The organism is Sphingomonas sp. Ag1, assembly GCF_000980895.1.
GTDB classification, from domain to species: domain Bacteria; phylum Pseudomonadota; class Alphaproteobacteria; order Sphingomonadales; family Sphingomonadaceae; genus Sphingomonas; species Sphingomonas panaciterrae.
Genome location: NZ_LAZX01000077.1, coordinates 1 through 20019, shown reverse-complemented (window position 1 = coordinate 20019; position 20019 = coordinate 1). Strand labels below are relative to the sequence as shown.

Below are 20019 nucleotides of genomic sequence, written 5' to 3'. Positions count from 1 at the left end.
CGCTAGGTCAGCATGATCGCCGCCGCGATGATGAGCGCGGCGACGATCAGCGCGGCCTCGAGGACCCGACTGTCGAACGGTTGAGCCGGGGCCGGCGCGGGGGGCGCCTCCGCGCGGCGGACGAGTGCGCGGATCAGGCGCGGGAGATCGTCGCCCAGGCGATCCACCTCCAGCGCGACGGCGGCGGCACGGCGTGACCAGCGTTCGGGCGACAGCCGCTCCATCACCAGCCGCCCGCTGGCGCGGCGCATCGCGGCGGCGAGATCGAAGTTCGGCTCGATCGCGCCGAGCACGCCGTCGAGCGTGATCAGGGCCTTGAACAGCAGCAGAAGATCGGGCGGGAAGGCGAGCTTCTCCTCGCGCAGTGTGCCGAACAGGTCCGCGACGAGATCGGCCAGCACCAGACGGCGGCCGTGGCGGATCACCAGCCCCTCCGCGATCGGCATGAAGCGGGGGACCTGATGTTCCAGCTCCGCCCAGCGCGCGAGCGTTTCGGCGAGGAGTGCGGGATCGTCGGTCACCAGCGCCTGGACGAAGGCGATGAACTCCTCGCGCCGGCGCGGGCTGACATGGCCGATGAGGCCGAAGTCGATCATGCCGATGCGGTCCCCCGGCAGGCACAGGAGGTTGCCGGGGTGCGGATCGCCGTGGAAGCGGCCGTTGATGAGCGCCATCTGGAGCACGATGTCCGCGCCCGATGCGGCGATCACGGCGGGGTCGATCCCGGCTTCGCGCAGCATTTGGCCATTGCGCGGCGGCACGCCGGGGACGTGATCCATCACGATCAGCGCCTCGGACGTATAATCCCAATGGATGCGCGGGATGAGGACGCGGGCGTCGCGCGCGAAATCGTCGCGTAGCAGATCGGCGTTGCGGCCCTCATTGGCGAAATCGAGTTCGCCAAGGATCGCGCTGCCGAGCTGGCGGATGAGCTTGGTCGCGCCGAAGCGGCGGGCCTCCGCGTTCGAGCGCTCCATCACGCGGGCGACTTCGCCGAGCAGGCGCAAGTCCGCCTCCATCCGCGGGCGGATGCCGGGGCGGCGGATCTTGACCACCACGGCGGTGCCATCGTGCAGCGTGGCGCGGTGGACCTGCGCCATCGAGGCGGCGGCGAGCGGCTCGGGATCGAACTGGGCGAAGACCGTCTCGGGCGGCTCGCCCAGCGCGGCCTCTACCGCGGGGCGCAGGTCCTCGAACGGCAGGCGCGGGGCGGAGCTTTGCAGCTGTTCGAAGGCGACGATCCATTCGGGCGGCAGGATATCCGCGCGGGTTGCCATGATCTGGCCGAGCTTCACCCAGGTGGGGCCGAGCGCCTCGAGCGCGCGGCGGGTGCGATCGGGCAGGTCGAAGGGTTCCGGCTGCTCCTGCGCATTGCCCACCCCGAGGCGGGCGAGCAGCACGTCGAGGCCGAAGCGCGACATGACAGCGGCGACTTCGCCCAGCCGGGCGCGATCGCGGGCGGCGACTTTCAGCGTTCCCAGCATTTCGATCACTCACCGATCAGGTGAAGCGCGACCTGCCGGCGGTGCGGCGCGTGGCGATGTTCGAAGAGGTAGATGCCCTGCCATGTGCCGAGCACCGGGCGGCCGTTCGAGACCGGGATCGAGAGGCTGGTGGCGGTGAGCGCGGAGCGGAGGTGCGCGGGCATGTCGTCCGGCCCTTCGTCATCATGTTCATAGTCACGCGATTCGGGGGCGATTCGGGCGAGGTAGCGTTCCATGTCGCGGCGCGCGGCGGGGGCGGCATTTTCCTGGATCAGCAGCGAGGCGGAGGTGTGGCGGATGAAGAGGGTGAGCAGACCCTGTTCGATGCCGGTCGAGGCGACCCAAGTGGTGACATCGCGGGTGAATTCGTGAAGGCCTTGGCCGGGCGCAGTGATAATCAATTCGGTGGCGTGCTGCCGCATGTTTGTCTCCGCCGCGCGACCCGTGTAGCGGCGCGGTGATGAACGATACCACGATTGACCGTTCCGGTTCCGCCCGTCTCGCCCGCCGCATGGCGCGCGGCGCCGCATTCCTCGGCAGCGAAGTGGCCATCATGGCCGGTGCGATGAGCTGGGTGAGCGAGCGCAACCTCGTCGCCGCCATGTCCAACGCCGGCGGCTTCGGCGTGATCGCGTGCGGCGCGATGACGGTTGAGCTGCTCGACAAGGAAATCGCGGCAACCAAGGCGCTGACCGACAAGCCGTTCGGCGTGAACCTGATCACCATGCACCCCGATCTGATGGCGCTGATCGAGGTGTGCGGTAAGCATCAGGTCGGGCACGTCGTGCTGGCCGGCGGGCTGCCGCCCAAGGGCTCGCTGGAGGCGATCAAGGCGAGCGGCGCCAAGGTGATCTGCTTTGCGCCGACGCTGGCGCTGGCGAAGAAGCTGATCCGTTCGGGCGTCGACGCGCTGGTGATCGAGGGATCGGAAGCGGGCGGGCATATCGGCCCGGTGTCGACCAGCGTGCTGGCGCAGGAGATCCTGCCGGCGATCGCCAATGACGTGCCGGTGTTCATCGCCGGCGGCATCGGCCGCGGCGAGGCGATTGCGGGCTATCTCGACATGGGCGCGGCTGGCGTCCAGCTCGGCACGCGCTTCGTCTGCGCGACCGAATCGATCGCGCACCCGAAGTTCAAGCAGGCCTTCATCCGCGCCTCCGCGCGCGACGCGGTGGCGAGCGTTCAGATCGACCCGCGGCTGCCGGTGATCCCGGTGCGCGCGCTGAAGAATGCCGGGGGCGAGCTGTTCACCGCCAAGCAGCGCGAAGTGGCGCAGGCGCTGGACGAAGGCGCGGTCGCGATGGCCGAGGCGCAGCTGCAGATCGAACATTATTGGGCCGGTGCGCTGCGCCGGGCGGTGATCGACGGCGATGTCGAGCATGGCAGCGTGATGGCGGGCCAGTCGGTCGGCATGGTGACCAAGGAAGAGCCGCTTGCCGACATCATCGCGTCGTTGATGGCCGAGGCGGCGCAGGCGCTGGAACAGCGCGCGGCCTGATCAGGCAAACGAACAGGGCCATCGCCGCGGCGCGGTGGTGGCTCAGCGTGTCAGCTGGTGCGCCGTCCAGGTGACCAGAATCGAGGCGCTGGCGAGGCCGAGGTCGACCCCGGCCTGGAAACGGGCCGGCGAGGTGTCGGCGCGCTCATGCGTCAGGATGCGGATGTCCGCGCTGGGCGGGTCGATCATGGCGAGCGCGGCGAGCGACAACGTGCCGGTGACGATCGCGATCTGGCGGCGCTTTTCCATCAGAGGATCATACGCCCGCTCGCGGAGTCGCGCCAAACGATTATGGCATGGCGGCGAACGCGCGGTCCGCCGCCATGCCGATGATCAATTGGCCGGGGTGGATGCCGCCGGCGCGGCGTTGCGGTAGCGATCGAACCAGGCGAGGATCGCGCTGGCCTTCGCCGCCGATTGTGACGGGCGGCTGGTGAAGCCGCCGTGGCTGGCGCCGGGCACCTTCACCAGCGCGGTCGGGACGCCGGCGATCTGGAGCGCGGCATAATATTGCTCACTCTCGCTGACGGGGGTGCGGTAATCCTCGCTGCCGACGACGACGAGCGTGGGGGTCTTCACGTTGCCGACGAGGCTCAACGGCGAGCGGTTCCAGTAGCTCATGGGATCTTCCCACGGCAGCTTGGAGAACCAGTAGCGCGACGTGAACAGCGTGTTGTCCATCGTCAGCGCCTCGCTGATCCAGTTGATCACGGGCTTTTGCGTGGCCGCCGCCTTGAAGCGATCGGTCTTGCCGACGATCCAGGAGGTGAGCACGCCGCCGCCCGAGCCGCCGGTCACGAACAGATTGTTGGGATCGGCCACGCCCTCCGCGATCGCCGCGTCCACCGCGGCCATCAGATCGTCATAGTCCTCGCTGGGATAATTCTTGTCGATCAGGTTCGCGAACTCGGCGCCGTAGGAGGTGGAGCCGCGCGGGTTGGTCCACAGCACGGCATAGCCGGCGGACGCATAGAGCTGGACGTCGGTGGCGAAGCTCGGGCCGTAGGCGGAATGCGGGCCGCCGTGGATTTCGAGGATCAGCGGCACGCGGGTGCCCGGCTGCCAGCCCGGCGGGGTGGCGAGCCACGCGTCGATCGGGCGGCCGTCGGGCGCGGTTACCGCGATCTTGCGCACCGGCGCCAGCGTCTTGGAGGCGGTGAGCACGGCGTTGAGGTTGGTCAGGCGACGCGCCTTGCCGCCGCTCCACACCCACACATCTGCCGGGGCCGAGGCATCGCCTCCGCTGTAGGCGATCGTGCCGCCGCGCGAGACGGAGAAGTCGCCGCCGGTATAGGGGCGGTCGAGCCCGCCGCCGGCGAGGTTGTCGGCAAGAACCGTCGAACGCCCGTCGAGCCCGATGCGGGCGAGCTTGCGCTGCCCCTTGTCGTCATAGCTGGCGTAGAGCGCGCGGCCGTCGCCGGCCCATTGGGCGTCATCGATCGAACGATCGAGCGATGCGGTGAGCGAGCGCGGCGACGCGGCATTGGCGTCACCGACGTACAGTTCGGCGTTGGTATAAGCGCGGCGCTTATCGTCGAAGCCGATCCAGGCGACCCGGTTGCCATCGCTGGAGAAGCGCGGTGCGCCGTCCGGCCCATCGCGGCTGGTGAGCGTGCGCAATGCGCCGGTGCGGGTGTCCACCGCGATCACTTCGGAATTCATCACCTGACGCTCGGCATCCGGGCCGCGGATGGCGGAGAACAGGATGGTGCGGCCGTCCGCGCTCCACGACAGCGGGCCGCCATCATCGAACTTGCCGAAGGTCAGCTGCTGCGCCGCGCCGCCCTCCGCCGAGACGACGAAGACATGGTCGTAGCCGGGCTTGCGATAGCCGGGGCCGTCGTTGCGATAGGTGATGCGATCGATCACCTCGAGCGGTTCGGCCCATTTCGCCCCCTCCGGCTTGGCGGGTGCCTTGCCGAGCTTGGTCGGTTCGCCAGCGACGGTCGCGATGTACGCGAGACGCGTGCCGTCGGGCGACCAGGACAGGCTGTTGGGATCACCCGGCAGGCTGGTCACGCGCGTGCTGGCGCCGTTGCCGACCCAGCGGACGAAGAGCTGGGCGCGCTCGCCATCGGCGGCGACATAGGCGACCCGCGTGCCGTCAGGCGACCAGCGCGGGCTGGAGCCGCTGGTGGCGAAGGGCGTCTGCTTGCCGCTGGCGACATCGATCAGCCACAGGGACGATTGCATCCGGTCGGTCATGATGTCGCCGGTGCGGCGGACATAGACGATGGTGCGGCCGTCCGGGCTGATCTGCGGATCGGCCGCGATCGAGAGGCCGAACAGGTCGTTGCCAGTGAAGGTGCGGCTGGGGCCATCAACCGGCGCGGCATTCGCCTGCTGCTGCGCAAGCGCGGGGGCTGGGGCGGCGAGGACGGGGGCGGCGAGGACGGAACAGGCAAGGAGAAAAGCGAAACGGCGCATTGGGTTACTCCGGTGGATGCGCGGTTGAAGCGCAGCAGGGGGGCGGGGCGCAAGCAAGCATCGTGCGCGCGCCATTGCAGTTCGGGCATGGGTCCGCGCCGCTTCCGGCAACGGTGATGGCGGCGATGGCGGGGCGAGCGCCGTCAGCGGCCCCACCAAGGGTAGCCGGGCGGCATGTCGGTGGCGATCCGCCCGGGGAAGGCGGGGGGGCGCTTTTCCAAGAAGGCGGCGACGCCCTCGCGCACGTCGGGCCCGGCGCCGAGCGTCATGGCGAATCCGCCATCGACCTTGAGCGCGGCGGCTGGCGATGGCTCGCCAGCGAAGCGCCACAGCATCTGGCGGGTCAGCGCGATCGAGACGGGAGCGGTGTTCTCGGCAATCTCGCGCGCGATTTCGTGGGCGCGGGCGAGCAGGATGTCGGCGGGGACGACCTCGCTGACCAGCCCGCCGCGAAGCGCCTCAGCCGCGTCGAACAGTGCGCCCGACAGGCACCAGCGCAGCGCCTGGGGCAGGCCGACGAGCTGCGGCAGGAACCAGGCGCTGCCCGCCTCAGGGACCAGCCCGCGGCGCGCGAAGACGAAGCCGAAGCGCGCGGTGTCGGCGGCGATGCGGATGTCGCATGGCAGGGTGAGCGTGGCGCCGACCCCGACCGCAGCGCCGTTGATCGCGGCGATGATCGGCTTGGGACTGTCGAACAGCGCGCCGACGAAGCCGCCGCCGTCCTGCCGCGGCTTGCCCTTGGCGGCGAAATTAGGCCCGCCGCTGCCGAAGCTGTCGGCGCCGCCGGAGATGTCCGCGCCCGCGCAGAAGCCGCGGCCCTCGCCAGTCAGGATGATGACGCGCACCTTCTCCTCGGTGCCCGCCTTGCGCACCGCTTCGGCCAACTCAGCCCCCATCACCGCGGTATAGGCGTTCATCTTCTCCGGGCGGGCGAGCATGATCGTCGCGATCGGGCCATCGATCGTGTAGCGGATCTGTTCAAAGGTCATCGGCCTCTCCTGATGATGCGGATCCTGCGTCCGCTTGCGGCACGGCATAACCTGCCCCGGCGTGACACGCCATGCGGTGGCGCAAGTTCGCCGAAGCGCCTTTCACTGGCCGGCTTGGCGGCCTAACGATGGGGCATGTGGCAGCTCCATCAATTTCCTTTGTGTCCCTTCACCCGCAAGGTCCGCATCCTGCTGGGCGAGAAGGACGTCGGCTATGAGCTGGTGCGGGAAATGCCGTGGTCGCGGCGGGACGAGTTCCTGCACCTGAACCCCGCCGGGCAGACGCCGGTGATGGTGGATGGCGAGCGCGGCACGGTGCTGATCGATTCGATGGCGATCTGCGAATATTTCGAGGAGACGGTCGATCGCGCGGCGATGATCAACGGATCGGCCGCCAACCGCGCCGAGATCCGCCGCCTGACAACCTGGTTCGACGCGCAATTCTTCCGCGACGTCAGCCAGCCGTTGATCGAGGAGCGGATGGTGAAGCGGCTGGTGCTGCGCCAGTCGCCCAACGCCGCCCGGCTGCGCGAGGCGATGAAATCCGCGATCGGGCATCTCGATTACATCGATTACCTGCTCGACCATCGCAAATGGATGGCGGGCGCGACGATCAGCCTCGCCGACCTTGCCGCCGCGGCGCATATCTCGGTCGCGGATTATCTCGGCGGGATTGACTGGTCAGGGCATACCCATGCCAAGGCGTGGTATTCGGCGTTCAAGAGCCGCCGCAGCTTCCGGCCCTTGCTGGCCGAGCGGATGAGCGGGATCGAGCCGCCTGATTATTACGAGAACCCGGATTTCTGATGCACGCCAATCATGATGCCGGCGCCCCGGCGGCCGAGACGATCAGTTTCGACGATTTCCTGAAGGTCGACATTCGCGTCGGCACGATCGTGTCGGCCGAGCCGTTCCCAGAAGCGCGCAAGCCGGCGCTGAAGCTGGTGATTGATTTCGGGGCGGTGATCGGGCGCAAGAAATCGTCGGCGCAGATCACCGAGAACCATGCCGCCGAGGATCTGGTCGGCAGGCAGGTGATGGCGGTGGTGAACTTCCCGCCGCGGCAGATCGGCCCGGTGATGAGCGAAGTGCTGACGCTCGGCTTTCCCGACGCGGCGGGCAAGGTGGTGCTGGCTGCGCCGACGCTGGCGGTGCCCGACGGCGGGCGGCTGTTCTAGGTCGTCCCGTTTCGGCCACAGTAGTGTTGCTGCAATGCAACACGATTTCTTTGTCTCGCAAGTGCAGCAACTTGCGGGAACCCTGACGGTTTGAACGTGTGGACCGCGCATCAAGCGGCGGCCTCGTGATAAGGTATTGTGATGAAGAAGTTGCTTTCGGCGGCCGTTGCCGCCGCTTTTGTGATTCCGTCTGTGGCGGCGGCGCAGGAGACCACCAGCGACGGTTCGCGCGCGTTCGGGATCGATCCCTATGTCGGCGTGCTGGGCGGCTATGAAGGCTTCGAGAGCGCACCGGGCGGCGGCATCCCCGTGTCGCAGCCGGGCAACCGCCTGAAGGGCGGCCTGGTCGAGGGCGTGGTCGGCGTGAACGTGCCGCTCAACAGCTTCTTCGTCGGCGTCGAGGGCAATGCGGCCAAGGGCTTCACCGGCGACATCGACTGGGAATATGGTGTGCACGGCCGGGTCGGCGCGCGCGCTGGTGAGACTGGCCTCATCTACGTCAAGGCCGGCTATCGCTGGGTCAACTTCGACCGCTACGGCAACGACAGCCGCGACTATGGCCGTATCTCCTACGGCATCGGCGGCGAGTTCGGCCCGTCGGCGATCGGCCTGGACGGTCTGGTCAAGAAGGAAGGCATCCGCATCCGCGCCGAAATCGCCACCACCGGCGATTTCGAGACGGTGCGTCCGATGCTGGGCGTGATCGGGCACTTCTGATCCCCGCGCCGAGCTAGCGAAAGGGGGCTCCGGCGCAGGCCGGGGCCCCTTTTTTCGTGCAATCGGAGCGGGGGGCTTGGTCAGAGCCCCAGCACCTGTTTGGCGATGATGTTGCGCTGGATTTCGTTGGAGCCGGCGTAGATCGGGCCGGCGCGCTCGTTCATGTAGCGCAGCGGTGCGAGCGCGTGCCATTCCTCGCCCGACACATAGCCGTCGGCGGGCGGCGTGTGGCGGGGGACCGGGCCGCCGGGCATGGTGGCGTGGGGTTGATAGACGAGGCCGCGGTCGCCCGCCGCCTCCATGGTCAGTTCGGTCAGTGTGCCGGCGAGTTCGGTGCCCATGATCTTCATCATCGACGACAAGGCGCCGACGCTGCCATCGTCGTTCGCCGCCGAGAGCAGGCGGAGTTCCATGATCTCCAGCACGTCGGCGCGGATCCGCGCGCGGGCGAGCTTGGTGGCGAAAACCGGGTCATCGAGGAGCGGCGCGCCGTCGCTGCCGATGGTTTCCGCCGCATAGCGGGCGATGGCGTCGGCGCGGGCCTTGAGCGCGGGGGCGTAGGCATTGCCGCCGCGTTCGAATTCGAGAAGATATTTCGCGACGCTCCAGCCGCGGTCGATCTCCCCCATCACGTTCGCCTTGGGCACGCGCACGTCGGTGAAGAAGACCGCGTTCTGGATCTGCTCGCCCGAGGCCATGGTGAAGGGGCGGACCTCCACCCCGGGGGTCGTCATGTCGATCAGGATGAAGGTGATGCCCTGCTGCGGGCGGCCTTCCTTCGACGTGCGGACCAGTGCGAAGATCCAGTTCGCCTCATTGGCGTGGGTGGTCCACACTTTCTGGCCGTTGATGATGAGATCGTCGCCGTCGTCGATGGCGCTGGTCTGCAAGGACGCCAGATCGCTGCCCGAGCCGGGTTCGGAATAGCCCTGGCAGAAGAAGATCTCGCCCGAAAGGATGCGCGGCAGGAAGAAGCGTTGCTGCTCGGGCGTGCCGTATTTCATGATGACATAGGCCACCATTGAAATGCCCATCGGCGACAGGCCCGGCGCGCCGGCCGCGATCCGCTCCCGATTCCAGATGTAATGTTGTGCCACGGTCCAGTCGGTGCCGCCGTGCTCGGGCGCCCAGTGCGGTGCGGCCCAGCCCTTTTCGACCAGGATCTGCTGCCATTTCATGCTGGCTTCGTGATCGGCATAGACGCTGGTGGAGAGGCGGCCGGCGCGTTGCAGATCGGGGGTGAGCGCGGTGGCGAGAAAATCGCGCACCTCCGCCTCGAACGCCTGTTCCTCAGGGCTCCACGTCAGGTCCATCCGGCCTCTCCTAAGTCGCTCGCGGGGTTGCACCCACGTCATGAGGGTCTATGTCGCAGCCGGTTTCCCTAATCCAGAGGCGAGTGCACCCGATGGCTGACGAATTCGACTATGACGTTCTCGTGATCGGTGCCGGTCCGGGTGGCTATGTCGCAGCGATCCGGGCGGCACAATTGGGCCTGAAGACCGCCTGCGCCGAGAGCCGCGAGACGCTGGGGGGCACCTGCCTCAACGTCGGCTGCATCCCGTCCAAGGCGATGCTTCACGCGAGCGAATTTTTCGATGCGGCAGCCAATGGCTCGATGGCGAAGATGGGCGTGAAGGTGACGCCGGAGCTGGACCTCGATGCGATGCACGGCCAGCGCCGCGAGTCGGTGAAGAGCCTGACGGGCGGCATCGAATACCTCTTCAAGAAGAACAAGGTGACGTGGCTGAAGGGCCGCGCCAGCTTCGAGGACGCACACAGTGTCACCGTCGGCGGGCAGAAGGTGACGGCGAAGAACATCGTCATCGCGACCGGATCCAGCGTCACCCCGCTGCCGGGCGTGACGATCGACCAGAAGGTGGTGGTCGATTCGACCGGTGCGCTGGAACTGCCCAAGGTTCCCGAGCACATGGTCGTCATCGGTGGCGGCGTGATCGGGCTGGAGCTTGGCTCGGTGTGGCGTCGTCTGGGTGCGAAGGTGACCTGCGTCGAGTTCCTCGACCAGATCCTGCCCGGCTTCGACGGGGACGTGCGCAAGGAAGCCAACAAGATCTTCAAGAAGCAGGGGATCGAGTTCAAGCTGGGCACCAAGGTGACCAATGTTGCCGTGAACGGCGACAAGGCGACGCTGACCGTTGAGCCGGCCGCCGGCGGCGAGGCATCGACGATCGAGGCGGATTGCGTGCTGGTGTCGATCGGCCGCAAGCCGAACACCGACGGCCTGGGGCTGGAGAAGATCGGCCTCACCCCGAACAATCGCGGCCAGATCGAGACCGACCACGATTTCCGCACCTCGGTTTCGGGTGTCTGGGCGATCGGCGACGTCATTCCGGGGCCGATGCTGGCGCACAAGGCCGAGGACGAGGGCATCGCCGTTGCGGAGAATATCGCGGGCCAGCATGGCATCGTGAACCATGATGTGATCCCGTCGGTCGTCTACACCTGGCCGGAGATCGCGGGCGTCGGGCTGACCGAGGAAGCCGCCAAGGAGAAGGGCGAGATCAAGGTCGGCAAGTTCCCGATGATGGCGAACAGCCGCGCCAAGACCAACCATGAGCCGGACGGGTTCGTGAAGGTGATCGCCGACGCCAAGACCGATCGCGTGCTGGGCGTGTGGTGCATCGCGAGCGTCGCGGGCACAATGATCGCGCAGGCGGCGCAGGCGATGGAGTTTGGCGCGACCAGCGAGGACATCGCCTACACCTGCCACGCGCACCCGACGCATTCGGAAGCGATCAAGGAAGCCGCGATGGCGGTGCAGGGCAAGCCGATCCACATCTGATCGGGTCGCCCGGGCGACACAGGAAAGGGGGCGCTGGCAGATTTGCCGGCGCCCCTTTTTCGTTGGTGGCGGCGGCTAGGCGGTGAGTTCCTTCAGCGGAGTCGCCGCATCCGCCAGCCGGTCGGGATCGGGCGCGGCGCGGGTTTCGATGAGCTTTCGGCCCTGGACGTAATCCTTGACCGAATTGACGCAGTCGAGCGCGATGACTCGGCCGGCCTTGAGGTAGATGATCGAGAAGCTGCGGGTGGCGGGGTCGCCGCGCAGGACAGTGGCGTCATGGCCGATCGAGAGGCCGACGGTCTGAAGCTTCAGATCATATTGGTTGGACCAGAACCACGGCACCGCGTGATAGGCCGCGTCCTGACCGGCGATCGTCCTGGCGACGACATTGGCCTGGTCATTGGCGTTCTGCACCGATTCGAGCCGGATGTCGGCATCGTCGGCGAAGCCGTTGGCGTGGAGCGCGCAATCGCCGATCGCGAAGATGTCGGGCAGGCTGGTGCGGCATTGCGCGTCGACCGCGACGCCATTGCCGCCGACCGCGCCGGCGGCCAGCAACGGTTCGACCGCGGGGATGATGCCGATGCCGACGATGACGAGCTGCGCGGGGATCACGCTGCCGTCGGCGAGGCGAACGCCGGTGGCGCGGCCGTCCTCCCCGACGATGCAGTCGACCGCGACGCCGAGCCGAACGTCGACGCCGCGCGCGCGATGTTCCGCCTCGTAGAAGCGCGACAGGTCGGGGCCGGCGACTCGGGCAAGGACCCGGTCGAGCGCCTCGAGTAGAACGACCTTCTTGCCGAACTTCGCGAGGACGGCCGCGGCCTCCAGCCCGATATAGCCGCCGCCGATGACGACCGCGTCCGTCACGCCGGGAAGCTCCGCCATCATGCGATCGGCATCGGCGCGGGTGCGCACGGTGTGGACGCCGGCGAGATCATTGCCGGCGCAGGCGAGACGGCGCGGGCTGCCGCCGGTGGCCCAGATGAGGTGGCGATAGCCGATCGTCGCGCCGTCAGCGGTGGTGACACGATGCGCGGCGGGATCGACGGCGGTGACTTCGCGGCCGAGCAGCATGTCGACACTGCGTTCCTGCCAGAAGGCCGCCGGGCGGATCAGGATACGGTCGAACGCCTTGTCGCCGGCGAGATATTCCTTCGACAGGGGCGGGCGTTCGTAGGGCAGTTCCGGCTCCGCGCCGATCACCGCGATCGTGCCGTCGAACTTCGCCTGGCGTAGCGCGATGGCGGCCTGAGCACCGCCATGGCCCGCACCGACGATCACCACGTCATAGCTGCTCATTCGTCCTCCCCGCAGTCATTCGCGAGGGTTCCTGCGCGGGGGCGCGGCCAAGGGCAAGCGAAACGCGCTTGACAGCGCGACGCTGTTTGTGTACAAAACAGGAACATCGAGGAAGTGCAGGCGCGATTGGGCAGCGCCGCCAGCTCGATGCGGCGACGGGCCGGTGAGCGCAGGGATGAGCCCTGTCGCTCCCGGCCCGTCGGCGTTTGGGGGCCTGTCCGAACGGCGGGACCTCCACGGCAGCGGGGGAGAGGCGCGATGAACAAGGGCGCAGCGGACGGGATCGTGCGCATTGGCGGCAGCGGCGCGCGGGAGCAGGTGCCGGCCGATCCGGCGCGAGCGCGGCGGGCGGTGCGAGGCACCACGGCGGGTGAGGCCGCGCAAACCACGGCGCGCAAGCCGGGTGCCGCGACCGGCGTGGGGCGGGGAGGGAAAGCGCGCAGCCGCAGCGAAGCGCCGGGCGCCGTGTCGCAGGGCGGCGGCGAGGGCGTCGTGACTGACGTCGCGACGTTGTCGCCAGCGCCCGGGGATGAGGCTGGCGCGGCGGCGGACGCGAGCGCGTGGCCGCGCGACGAAAAGCGCGGGGTCGAGCGGATCGCCGGGCATACCACCCGGCTGCGGCAGCTGCGCTTTGCCAAGGTGCTGGCGGAGACCTGCAATGTGGCGGCGGCGGCCGCGTCGGCGGGGCGGACGCTGGCGACGGTCCACCGCTGGCGCAGCGTGGATGCCGCCTTTGCTGCGGCCTGGGATGAGGCGCTGGCGATCGGATACGACCGGCTGGAAAATGCGCTGTTGGTCTATGCGATCGGCAAGGTCGATGCGGTGGCGGCTGGCGCGCCGGGCGCGAGCATCAGCAATGGCGACCTGCAACTGGCGGTCGGCATGTTGCAGCGGCATCGCGCCGCCGATGGCGGGCGCAGGGGGCAGGTGCTGCCGGTCCGCATGCCGACCGAGGCGGAGAGCGACGCGGCGCTGAAGCGCGCGCTCGACGGGCTGGCCAGGCGGGGGGCGGCGTCATGAACGACGATCTGCTGATGCGGCTGGCGCTGCTGCCGCCGGACGAGCGCGACCGGGTGATCGCAGAACTGTCGATGCCGATGAAGGTGGAGCTGGCGGGGCGCTGGCACACCTTCGCGCATGGGGGGCAATATTGGTCGGAGGAGGCGTGGCGCGTGTGGCTGGTCCGGGCGGGGCGCGGGTTCGGCAAGACGCGCGCCGGGGCGGAATGGGTCAATGGCGTCGCGCGGCGGGTGCCCGAGGCGCGGATCGCCTTGGTCGGGGCGACCGCGGACGAGGCGCGGCGGGTGATGGTGGAGGGGCCGAGCGGGGTGCTTGCCACCGCGCGGCTCGACATGCGGCCCGCATGGGCGGCGAGCAAGGGCGAGGTGCGCTGGCCGGGCGGGGCGATCGCCACCGTCTATTCGGCGGATTCGCCCGAGGGGCTGCGCGGGCCGGAACATCATGCCGCCTGGTGTGACGAACTGGCGAAGTGGCGGCGCGGCGAGGCGGCGTGGGACAATCTGATGATGACGATGCGGCTGGGAAAGCAGCCGCAGGTGATGGTGACGACCACGCCGCGATCGACCGTGCTGATGCGCCGGGTGATGGCGCTGCCGGGGCTTCACCAGACGACCGGGCGGACGGGCGACAATGTTCATCTGCCGGCGGCGTTCATCGAGACGATGATGGAAAGCTATGGCGGCACCGCGCTGGGCCGGCAGGAGCTGGACGGCGAGATGATCGAGACGGTCGCGGGGGCGCTATGGTCGCGCGCGATGATCGAGGGGTGCCGGATCGTGGCGGCGCCGGTGCTGGTGCGCGTGGTGGTTGGGGTCGATCCGCCGGCGGGCGTCGGGGGCGACGCCTGCGGGATCGTTGCCGCCGGGCTGGACGCCGAGGGAGGCGGCCATGTGATCGAGGATGCCAGCGTGACCGGCGCGACGCCCGAGGGCTGGGCGCGCGCGGTGGCGGGCTGCGCCGCGCGGCATGGCGCCGACCGGGTGGTGGCGGAGGCCAACCAGGGCGGCGAGATGGTGCGATCGGTGCTTCATGCCGCGGATACGGGGCTGCCGGTCAGGCTGGTCCATGCCAGCCGCGGGAAGGTGGCGCGGGCGGAGCCGGTGGCGGCGCTGTATGAGGCGGGACGCGTGCGCCATGCGGGCGTGTTCCCGATGCTGGAGGACGAGCTGTGCGGGATGGTGGTCGGCGGCGGCTATGAGGGGCCGGGGCGATCGCCGGACCGCGCGGACGCCCTGGTCTGGGCGCTCAATGAGCTGATGCTGGGGCGGCGCGGGGCGGCGGCGGTGCGCGCGCTGTAGCGCGCCTCTGGAGCTGTTGCGGGCGCGCTGTAGCGCGCCGTCGGCTTCGACATTCGGGAGAGATGAGCATGAGATGGTTCGGCATGAGGGCCGGGCGCGAGGAATCGCGTCCGGCCTTGTCGCGGGGGGCGGGGTCGCACGGGGGGCAAAGCTTCGCACACGGGGAGTGGCCCACGGGATATGAGGCGCAGGTGCGCGCGGGGTATCTCGGCAATGCGGTGGCGCAGCGCGCGGTGCGGCTGGTGGCGGAGGCGGTGGGATCGGCGCCGCTGGACGCGAGCGATCCCGCGCTGCTGGCGTTGGTGACGGCACGCAGCGGGGGCGGGCGGCTGGCGGAAGTGGTGGCGGCGCAGGTGCTGCTGCACGGCAATGCCTTCGTCCAGGTGCTGCGCGACGAGGCGGGCAAGGTGGCGGAGCTGTATCCGCTGCGGCCCGAGCGGGTCGGCGTGGTGCTGGACGCCGGCGGCTGGGCGGCGGGCTATCGCTACACCGTGGGCGGGCGGGTGAGCGAGATCGCGCCCGATGCGGTGATCCATGTGCGCGGGTTCCACCCGCTCGACGATCATTACGGGCTGGGGTGCCTTGGCGCGGCATCGGGGGCGATCGCGGTGCACAATGCCGCTGGCCGCTGGAACAAGGCGCTGCTCGACAATGCGGCGCGGCCTTCGGGGGCGCTGGTCTATGATCCCGGGGACGGATCGGCGCTGTCGGCCGACCAGTTCCAGCGGCTGCGCGAGGAAATGGAGGCGGGCTTTGCCGGCGCGGGCAATGCCGGGCGACCGATGCTGCTGGAAGGGGGGCTGAAGTGGCAGGCGCTGAGCCTGTCGCCGGCCGACATGGATTTCGTCGGGCTGAAATCGGCGGCGGCGCGGGAGATCGCGCTGGCCTTTGGCGTGCCGCCGATGCTGCTGGGGCTGCCCGGGGATGCGACCTACGCCAATTATCGCGAGGCCAATCGCGCATTGTGGCGGCTGACCGTGCTGCCGCTGGCGGATGCGGTGTTCGGGGCGCTGGCGGCTGGCTTGCGCGACTGGTTTGCCGAGGCGCGGATCGAGATCGATCCCGATCGCGTGCCGGCATTGGTGGAGGATCGCGAGCGGCTGTGGGCGATGGTGTCCGCGGCCGATTTCATTTCCGCCGACGAAAAGCGGCAGATGGTGGGGTGGGCGCAATGACAGGGTCTTCTGGAACTGGTTCTGTTCTGGCGCAGCTGCTGGCGCAGGGGAGCGCTGGCGGCACGGACATGGCGACGTTGCGCGCGATTGCCGAGGAGGCGGGCGAGCTGGGCGCGACGCGGGCGATGACCCGGCTGGGGCTGGCCGACGATGCGGCGTCACGTGATCTCGCCGAACTGCGCGAGCTGCTGACCGCGTGGCGCGATGCCAAGAGGAGCGCGTGGAAGGCGTTCGCCGGCTGGGCGGCGGCGCTGCTGCTCGCCTTGCTGGCGGTGAAGCTGGGGTTCGGGGAGTGGGTGCGATGAGCCTGCGGATTCAGGGCTATGCCGCCTTGTTCGACCGGGTCGACCGGGCGGGCGACGTGTTTCGCAGCGGCGTCTTTGCCGATGCGGTGCCGGTGCCGGTGCCGCTGCTGATGCAGCATCAGGGCAAGCCGGTGGGGGAGATCTGGGCGATCGGGGAGGATGCGCGCGGGCTGTGGATCGAGGCGTGCGTTGTTGATCCCGAGGTCGCGCGGATGGTGCGCAGCGGGGCGCTGCGCGGGCTGTCGGTCGGGTATCGCGCGCTGGCGGCGCGGCAGGGGGCGTGGCGCGAGGTGCTGCGCGCACGCCTTGCCGAAGTGAGCCTGGTCGCCGTGCCGATGCAGGCGGCGGCGCGGGTGGAGACGATCATCGAGATCTGAAGGTGCGCGCCCGTGGTGGGTGCAGCTTCCCGGCCAAGCGCGGCCGGGGAGGGTTTTCGCGTGGGAGAAGAACATGGGTGAGATGATGGTGGCACGGCCGGTGCTGGATGGCGCGTCGGCAATTCCGGGTACTGGCCGCGACGCCGCGTTCGGGGCGTTCGTGCGCAGCGGCGCGGTGCTGGAGATGAAGGCGTTTTCGGGGGTGACCGGCGACACCGGCGGCTATGCCGTGCCGAAGGAGCTCGACGCGGTGATCGATGCGACGCTGAAAGCCGCGTCGCCGATCCGGAGCATCGCCAATGTCGTGTCGGTCGGCAGCGCCGGCTATCGCAAGCTGGTGACGACGGGTGGCACGCCGTCGGGCTGGGCGGCCGAGACGGGCGAGCGGGGCGAGACGGCGACGCCGACGATGGTGGAGATCGCGCCGCCGATGGGCGAGCTGTTCGCCAATCCGTCGGCGACTCAGGCAATGCTCGATGACGCGCATTTCGACGTCGAGGAATGGCTGGCGGGCGAGATCGCGGCGGAATTCGCCAAGGCGGAAGGCGCGGCGTTCGTCAATGGCAACGGCATCAACCGGCCCAAGGGGTTCCTGCAGCAGGCGACGGCGGCGACCGGCGATGCCGCGCGGCCGTTCGGCACGCTGCAGCATATCCTGTCGGGCGCGGCGGGCGATTTCGGCAGCAACCCGCAGGAACGGCTGATCGACCTGGTCCAGTCGCTGCGCGCGCCATACCGGCAGGGGGCGGTGTTCGTGATGAACGCGGCGACGCTGGCGCGCATCCGCAAGTTCAAGACCAGCGATGGCGCGTTCGTGTGGCAGCCGAGCCTGGCGGCGGGGCAGCCGGCGACGCTGCTCGGCTATCCGGTGGTCGAGGCGGAGGACATGCCCGACATGGCGGCGAACACGCTGTCGATCGCGTTCGGCAACTTCAAGGCGGGCTATCTGATCGCCGAGCGCAGCGAGACCGCGATCCTGCGCGATCCCTACACCAAGAAGCCGTTCGTCAGCTTCTACGCCACCAAGCGCGTCGGTGGCTGCGTGTCGAACAGCGAGGCGATCAAGGTGATGAAGTTCGCCGCGTCGTGATCCTTTCCCGCCCCTCCCGTTCGCGCGGGAGGGGCGTGTCGTTGCTGAGGGGGAGAGGATGATGACGGTTTCGGGGGTGTCGCCCGCCGCGATCGCCGCGGCGGTGGAGGAGGCGCGCGGCTTTCTGCGGCTGGAGGGAGAGGCGGAACAGGCGCTGCTGGAGCGGCTGGCCGCCACCGCGATCACGCTGGCGGAGGCGTTCACCGGCACGTTGCTGGTGACGCGAACGGTGGAGGATGTGCTGCCGGCGGCGCGCGGCGGCGGGTGGCAATTGCTGGCGGCGGCGCCGGTCCGCGCGATCGGCGGCGTCATGGGACTGCCGGCGGAGGGGGCGCCGTTCGTGCTGCCGCCGGACGCCTATGCGGTGGACGTGGATGGCGCGGCGCGTGGCTGGGTGCGGGTGATCGCGCCGGGCGCGGCGGGGCGCGTGGCGGTGAGCTATACCGCGGGGCTGGCAGTGGACTGGGACGCGCTGCCGCCACCCATCGCGCAAGGCGTCGCGATGCTGATCGCGCATCTGTTCAACGATCGCGACGCCGGGCGCGCGCCGCCGGCAGCGGTGGCGGCGCTGTGGCGGCCGTATCGGCGAATGCGGCTGATGGCGGAGGCGCATCCATGAGTGGCGGCGGGAGCGATCCGGCGACGGCGTTGCAGGCGGCGCTGGTCGCCGCGGTCGGCACTGTCGTGACAACGTTCGATGCGCCGCCGGTGCGCGCGGCGCTGCCCCATGCGGTGGTCGAGGATGCGGTGCTGGCGCGCTGGGGCGGGGCAGGAATCGACGGGCGCGAGGGGCGGGTGCGGATCATGCTGCACGATGCCGGCGAGCGGCCGGTGCGGCTGCGCACGCTGGCGGCGCAGGTCGAGGAGGCCATCGCCGCGCTGTCGGGCGCGATCGATGGCGGGTGGCGGGTGGTGGCGCTGCGGCTGGTGCGAACGCGCATCGTGAAAAGTGGCGGGGGCGACCGCTGGGCCGCGACGGGCGAGTTCGCGGTCAAGATCTATCGGGAGATATAAGATGGCGGTGGAGAAAGGTTCGGCCTTCCTGCTGAAGGTGGGCGATGGCGCGGCGACGCCGGCATTCGCGACGGTGGCCGGGATGCGCACCACGCAGCTGAGCATCAATGGCGAGGCGGTGGTGGTGACCAACAAGGGGTCGGGCGGGTGGCGCGACCTGTTGTCGGGCGCGGGCGTGCGCAGCGTCAGCGTGTCGGCGGCAGGGGTGTTCACCGGATCGGCGGCGGAAACGCGGGTGAAGACCAATGCGCTGGCGGGGACGATCGACGATTACCGGCTGAGTTTCGAAAGCGGCGAGACGCTGACCGGCCGGTTCCTGGTGACTCGGCTGGACTATGCCGGCGATTTCAACGGCGAGCGCAGCTACACGGTGAACCTCGAAAGCTCCGGCCCGGTGGTGGCGGCATGAGCGGGGCGAACGCGCAGCGCGGCGAGGCGAGCCTGCGCGTCGCGGGCGAGGCGCTGGTGCTTCGGCCGAGCTTTGCCGCGCTGGTCGCGGCTGAGGCGGAGCTGGGGCCGCTGTTTGCGCTGGTCGAGCGGGCCGCCGAGGGGCGGCTGGCGCTGGGCGAGATCGTCGGGCTGTTCTGGCATTGCCTTCGCGATCGGCCGGCGGCGCTGACGCGCGACATGCTGGGCGAGGCGGTGGCGGCGCAGGGGCTGACCGCGGCGATGGCGCCGCTGAAGGTGTTGATCGGGCAGATACTGGCGGGGCGATGAGATCGGCCACGGCCGCGCCCCGGCCGGGGGACAGCTTTGCCGAGGCGGCGGTGCGGCTGGCGGGGCTGTCGGGCGTGCTGTTCGGCTGGAGCCCGCACGCGTTCTGGGGCGCGACGCCAGCCGAGCTCGCCGCGCTGGTGCGGGTGCTGGGCGAGGCTGACGGGTCGGGCCGGGCTGACGGGGCGGGGCCCCCCGATGCGGCGATGATCGCCGCGCTGAAAAGGGCATTTCCGGATGGATGAGGATTGGGATCGGATGGTCGTCGGCGTGCGCGCCGACGCCAGTGGCTTTGCACGCGACGTGGCGGAGATGCGCGCCGCGCTGGAAGGGCCGCTGGCCGCAGGTGCGGACCGCGCCGGGCGGGCGATCGAGATGACGCTGGCGCGCGCGGTGCGGACGGGCAAGCTGGGGTTCGAGGACCTGAAAACCGTCGCCTTGTCGGCGATGGGCGAGATTGCGGCCAATGCGCTGCGCGCTGGGATCGGCAGCGTGTTCGGCAGCGTGACGGGCGGGAGCGGGAGTGCGCCGGGCGGGGCGCTGGCTAGCGTGCTGCTTGCCGCGCTGGGCGCGCCGGGGCGGGCGACGGGCGGGCCGGTGTCGCCCGGGCGGCCCTTCTGGGTCGGCGAGC

The 20019-nt window shown here is 69.6% G+C and carries 24 protein-coding genes; 17 read left to right on the top strand and 7 right to left on the bottom strand.

From position 1 onward, the window contains the following. Positions 1-2: 2 nt before the first annotated feature. Complete coding sequence (locus XM50_RS03245) at positions 3-1484, bottom strand: ABC1 kinase family protein (protein WP_046407389.1); 1482 nt, start codon at positions 1482-1484, stop codon at positions 3-5. Between the two features lie 5 nt (positions 1485-1489). Further along, positions 1490-1906 (bottom strand): secondary thiamine-phosphate synthase enzyme YjbQ, encoded by a 417-nt coding sequence (locus XM50_RS03240; RefSeq protein ID WP_046407350.1) that lies wholly within the window; start codon positions 1904-1906, stop codon positions 1490-1492. A gap of 89 nt (positions 1907-1995) precedes the next feature. Here XM50_RS03240 and XM50_RS03235 point away from each other — a divergent pair, with 89 nt between their 5' ends. Further along, positions 1996-2982, top strand: a complete 987-nt coding sequence (locus tag XM50_RS03235; protein WP_046407349.1) for an NAD(P)H-dependent flavin oxidoreductase — start codon at positions 1996-1998, stop codon at positions 2980-2982. A gap of 42 nt (positions 2983-3024) precedes the next feature. Here XM50_RS03235 and XM50_RS03230 read toward each other — a convergent pair whose 3' ends face one another. The 3 genes from XM50_RS03230 to XM50_RS03220 all read right to left on the bottom strand — a co-directional run bounded on the left by XM50_RS03230 (position 3025) and on the right by XM50_RS03220 (position 6398). Then, positions 3025-3231 (bottom strand): hypothetical protein, encoded by a 207-nt coding sequence (locus tag XM50_RS03230; protein WP_046407347.1) that lies wholly within the window; start codon positions 3229-3231, stop codon positions 3025-3027. A gap of 84 nt (positions 3232-3315) precedes the next feature. Next, entirely contained in the window at positions 3316-5409 is a 2094-nt protein-coding gene (locus XM50_RS03225) for a S9 family peptidase (protein WP_046407345.1), read from the bottom strand. A 143-nt stretch (positions 5410-5552) separates the two neighbouring features. Next, entirely contained in the window at positions 5553-6398 is an 846-nt protein-coding gene (locus XM50_RS03220; RefSeq protein ID WP_046407343.1) for an enoyl-CoA hydratase-related protein, read from the bottom strand. Between the two features lie 135 nt (positions 6399-6533). Here XM50_RS03220 and XM50_RS03215 point away from each other — a divergent pair, with 135 nt between their 5' ends. The 3 genes from XM50_RS03215 (at position 6534) to XM50_RS03205 (ending at position 8293) form a co-directional block, all read left to right on the top strand. After that, positions 6534-7205: a glutathione S-transferase family protein gene (locus XM50_RS03215; protein WP_046407342.1), complete on the top strand. Its 672-nt coding sequence runs from the start codon at positions 6534-6536 to the stop codon at positions 7203-7205. After that, a complete protein-coding gene (locus XM50_RS03210; protein WP_046407341.1) occupies positions 7205-7576 on the top strand; it encodes a tRNA-binding protein in 372 nt (123 codons plus the stop codon). The genes XM50_RS03215 and XM50_RS03210 overlap by 1 nt, the downstream gene beginning before the upstream one ends. A gap of 141 nt (positions 7577-7717) precedes the next feature. Further along, positions 7718-8293 carry a hypothetical protein gene (locus XM50_RS03205; RefSeq protein WP_046407339.1) on the top strand — a complete coding sequence of 192 codons (576 nt, stop codon included), beginning with the start codon at positions 7718-7720 and terminating at the stop codon, positions 8291-8293. An 80-nt stretch (positions 8294-8373) separates the two neighbouring features. Here XM50_RS03205 and XM50_RS03200 read toward each other — a convergent pair whose 3' ends face one another. Continuing rightward, positions 8374-9606, bottom strand: a complete 1233-nt coding sequence (locus tag XM50_RS03200) for an acyl-CoA dehydrogenase family protein (RefSeq protein ID WP_046407338.1) — start codon at positions 9604-9606, stop codon at positions 8374-8376. A gap of 92 nt (positions 9607-9698) precedes the next feature. On the opposite strand from XM50_RS03200, the gene lpdA reads away from it, so the two are divergent. Next, a complete protein-coding gene (gene lpdA, locus XM50_RS03195; RefSeq protein WP_046407336.1) occupies positions 9699-11093 on the top strand; it encodes a dihydrolipoyl dehydrogenase in 1395 nt (464 codons plus the stop codon). Between the two features lie 75 nt (positions 11094-11168). Here lpdA and XM50_RS03190 read toward each other — a convergent pair whose 3' ends face one another. Continuing rightward, on the bottom strand, positions 11169-12395 hold the full coding sequence (locus XM50_RS03190; protein ID WP_046407334.1) for an NAD(P)/FAD-dependent oxidoreductase: 1227 nt from the start codon (positions 12393-12395) through the stop codon (positions 11169-11171). Positions 12396-12653: 258 nt separating this feature from the next. Between XM50_RS03190 and XM50_RS19085 the strand changes: the two genes are divergently transcribed. The 12 genes from XM50_RS19085 to XM50_RS03130 all read left to right on the top strand — a co-directional run. Further along, positions 12654-13415, top strand: a complete 762-nt coding sequence (locus XM50_RS19085) for a hypothetical protein (protein WP_052742395.1) — start codon at positions 12654-12656, stop codon at positions 13413-13415. Further along, on the top strand, positions 13412-14713 hold the full coding sequence (locus XM50_RS03180) for a DNA-packaging protein (protein WP_046407332.1): 1302 nt from the start codon (positions 13412-13414) through the stop codon (positions 14711-14713). Before XM50_RS19085 ends, XM50_RS03180 begins: the two co-directional genes overlap by 4 nt. 68 nt (positions 14714-14781) lie before the next feature. Further along, positions 14782-15888 (top strand): phage portal protein, encoded by a 1107-nt coding sequence (locus tag XM50_RS03175; protein ID WP_046407385.1) that lies wholly within the window; start codon positions 14782-14784, stop codon positions 15886-15888. Further along, a complete protein-coding gene (locus tag XM50_RS03170) occupies positions 15885-16193 on the top strand; it encodes a DUF6127 family protein (protein WP_046407331.1) in 309 nt (102 codons plus the stop codon). Before XM50_RS03175 ends, XM50_RS03170 begins: the two co-directional genes overlap by 4 nt. After that, positions 16190-16570 carry an HK97 family phage prohead protease gene (locus XM50_RS03165; protein WP_197075319.1) on the top strand — a complete coding sequence of 127 codons (381 nt, stop codon included), beginning with the start codon at positions 16190-16192 and terminating at the stop codon, positions 16568-16570. The genes XM50_RS03170 and XM50_RS03165 overlap by 4 nt, the downstream gene beginning before the upstream one ends. A gap of 73 nt (positions 16571-16643) precedes the next feature. Next, positions 16644-17660 (top strand): phage major capsid protein, encoded by a 1017-nt coding sequence (locus XM50_RS03160; protein WP_443024630.1) that lies wholly within the window; start codon positions 16644-16646, stop codon positions 17658-17660. Positions 17661-17718: 58 nt separating this feature from the next. Then, positions 17719-18279: a head-tail connector protein gene (locus tag XM50_RS03155; RefSeq protein ID WP_231621836.1), complete on the top strand. Its 561-nt coding sequence runs from the start codon at positions 17719-17721 to the stop codon at positions 18277-18279. Continuing rightward, positions 18276-18674, top strand: a complete 399-nt coding sequence (gp17, locus tag XM50_RS03150; RefSeq protein ID WP_046407327.1) for a tail completion protein gp17 — start codon at positions 18276-18278, stop codon at positions 18672-18674. The genes XM50_RS03155 and gp17 overlap by 4 nt, the downstream gene beginning before the upstream one ends. Position 18675: 1 nt before the next feature. After that, complete coding sequence (locus XM50_RS03145; RefSeq protein ID WP_046407325.1) at positions 18676-19083, top strand: phage major tail protein, TP901-1 family; 408 nt, start codon at positions 18676-18678, stop codon at positions 19081-19083. Further along, positions 19080-19391 (top strand): GTA-gp10 family protein, encoded by a 312-nt coding sequence (locus XM50_RS03140; RefSeq protein WP_046407324.1) that lies wholly within the window; start codon positions 19080-19082, stop codon positions 19389-19391. The genes XM50_RS03145 and XM50_RS03140 overlap by 4 nt, the downstream gene beginning before the upstream one ends. Next, on the top strand, positions 19388-19633 hold the full coding sequence (locus tag XM50_RS03135; protein WP_046407322.1) for a phage tail assembly chaperone: 246 nt from the start codon (positions 19388-19390) through the stop codon (positions 19631-19633). The genes XM50_RS03140 and XM50_RS03135 overlap by 4 nt, the downstream gene beginning before the upstream one ends. Then, the coding region (locus XM50_RS03130; RefSeq protein WP_046407321.1) for a hypothetical protein at positions 19626-20019 on the top strand (394 nt) is incomplete at its 3' end. The genes XM50_RS03135 and XM50_RS03130, both read left to right, overlap by 8 nt.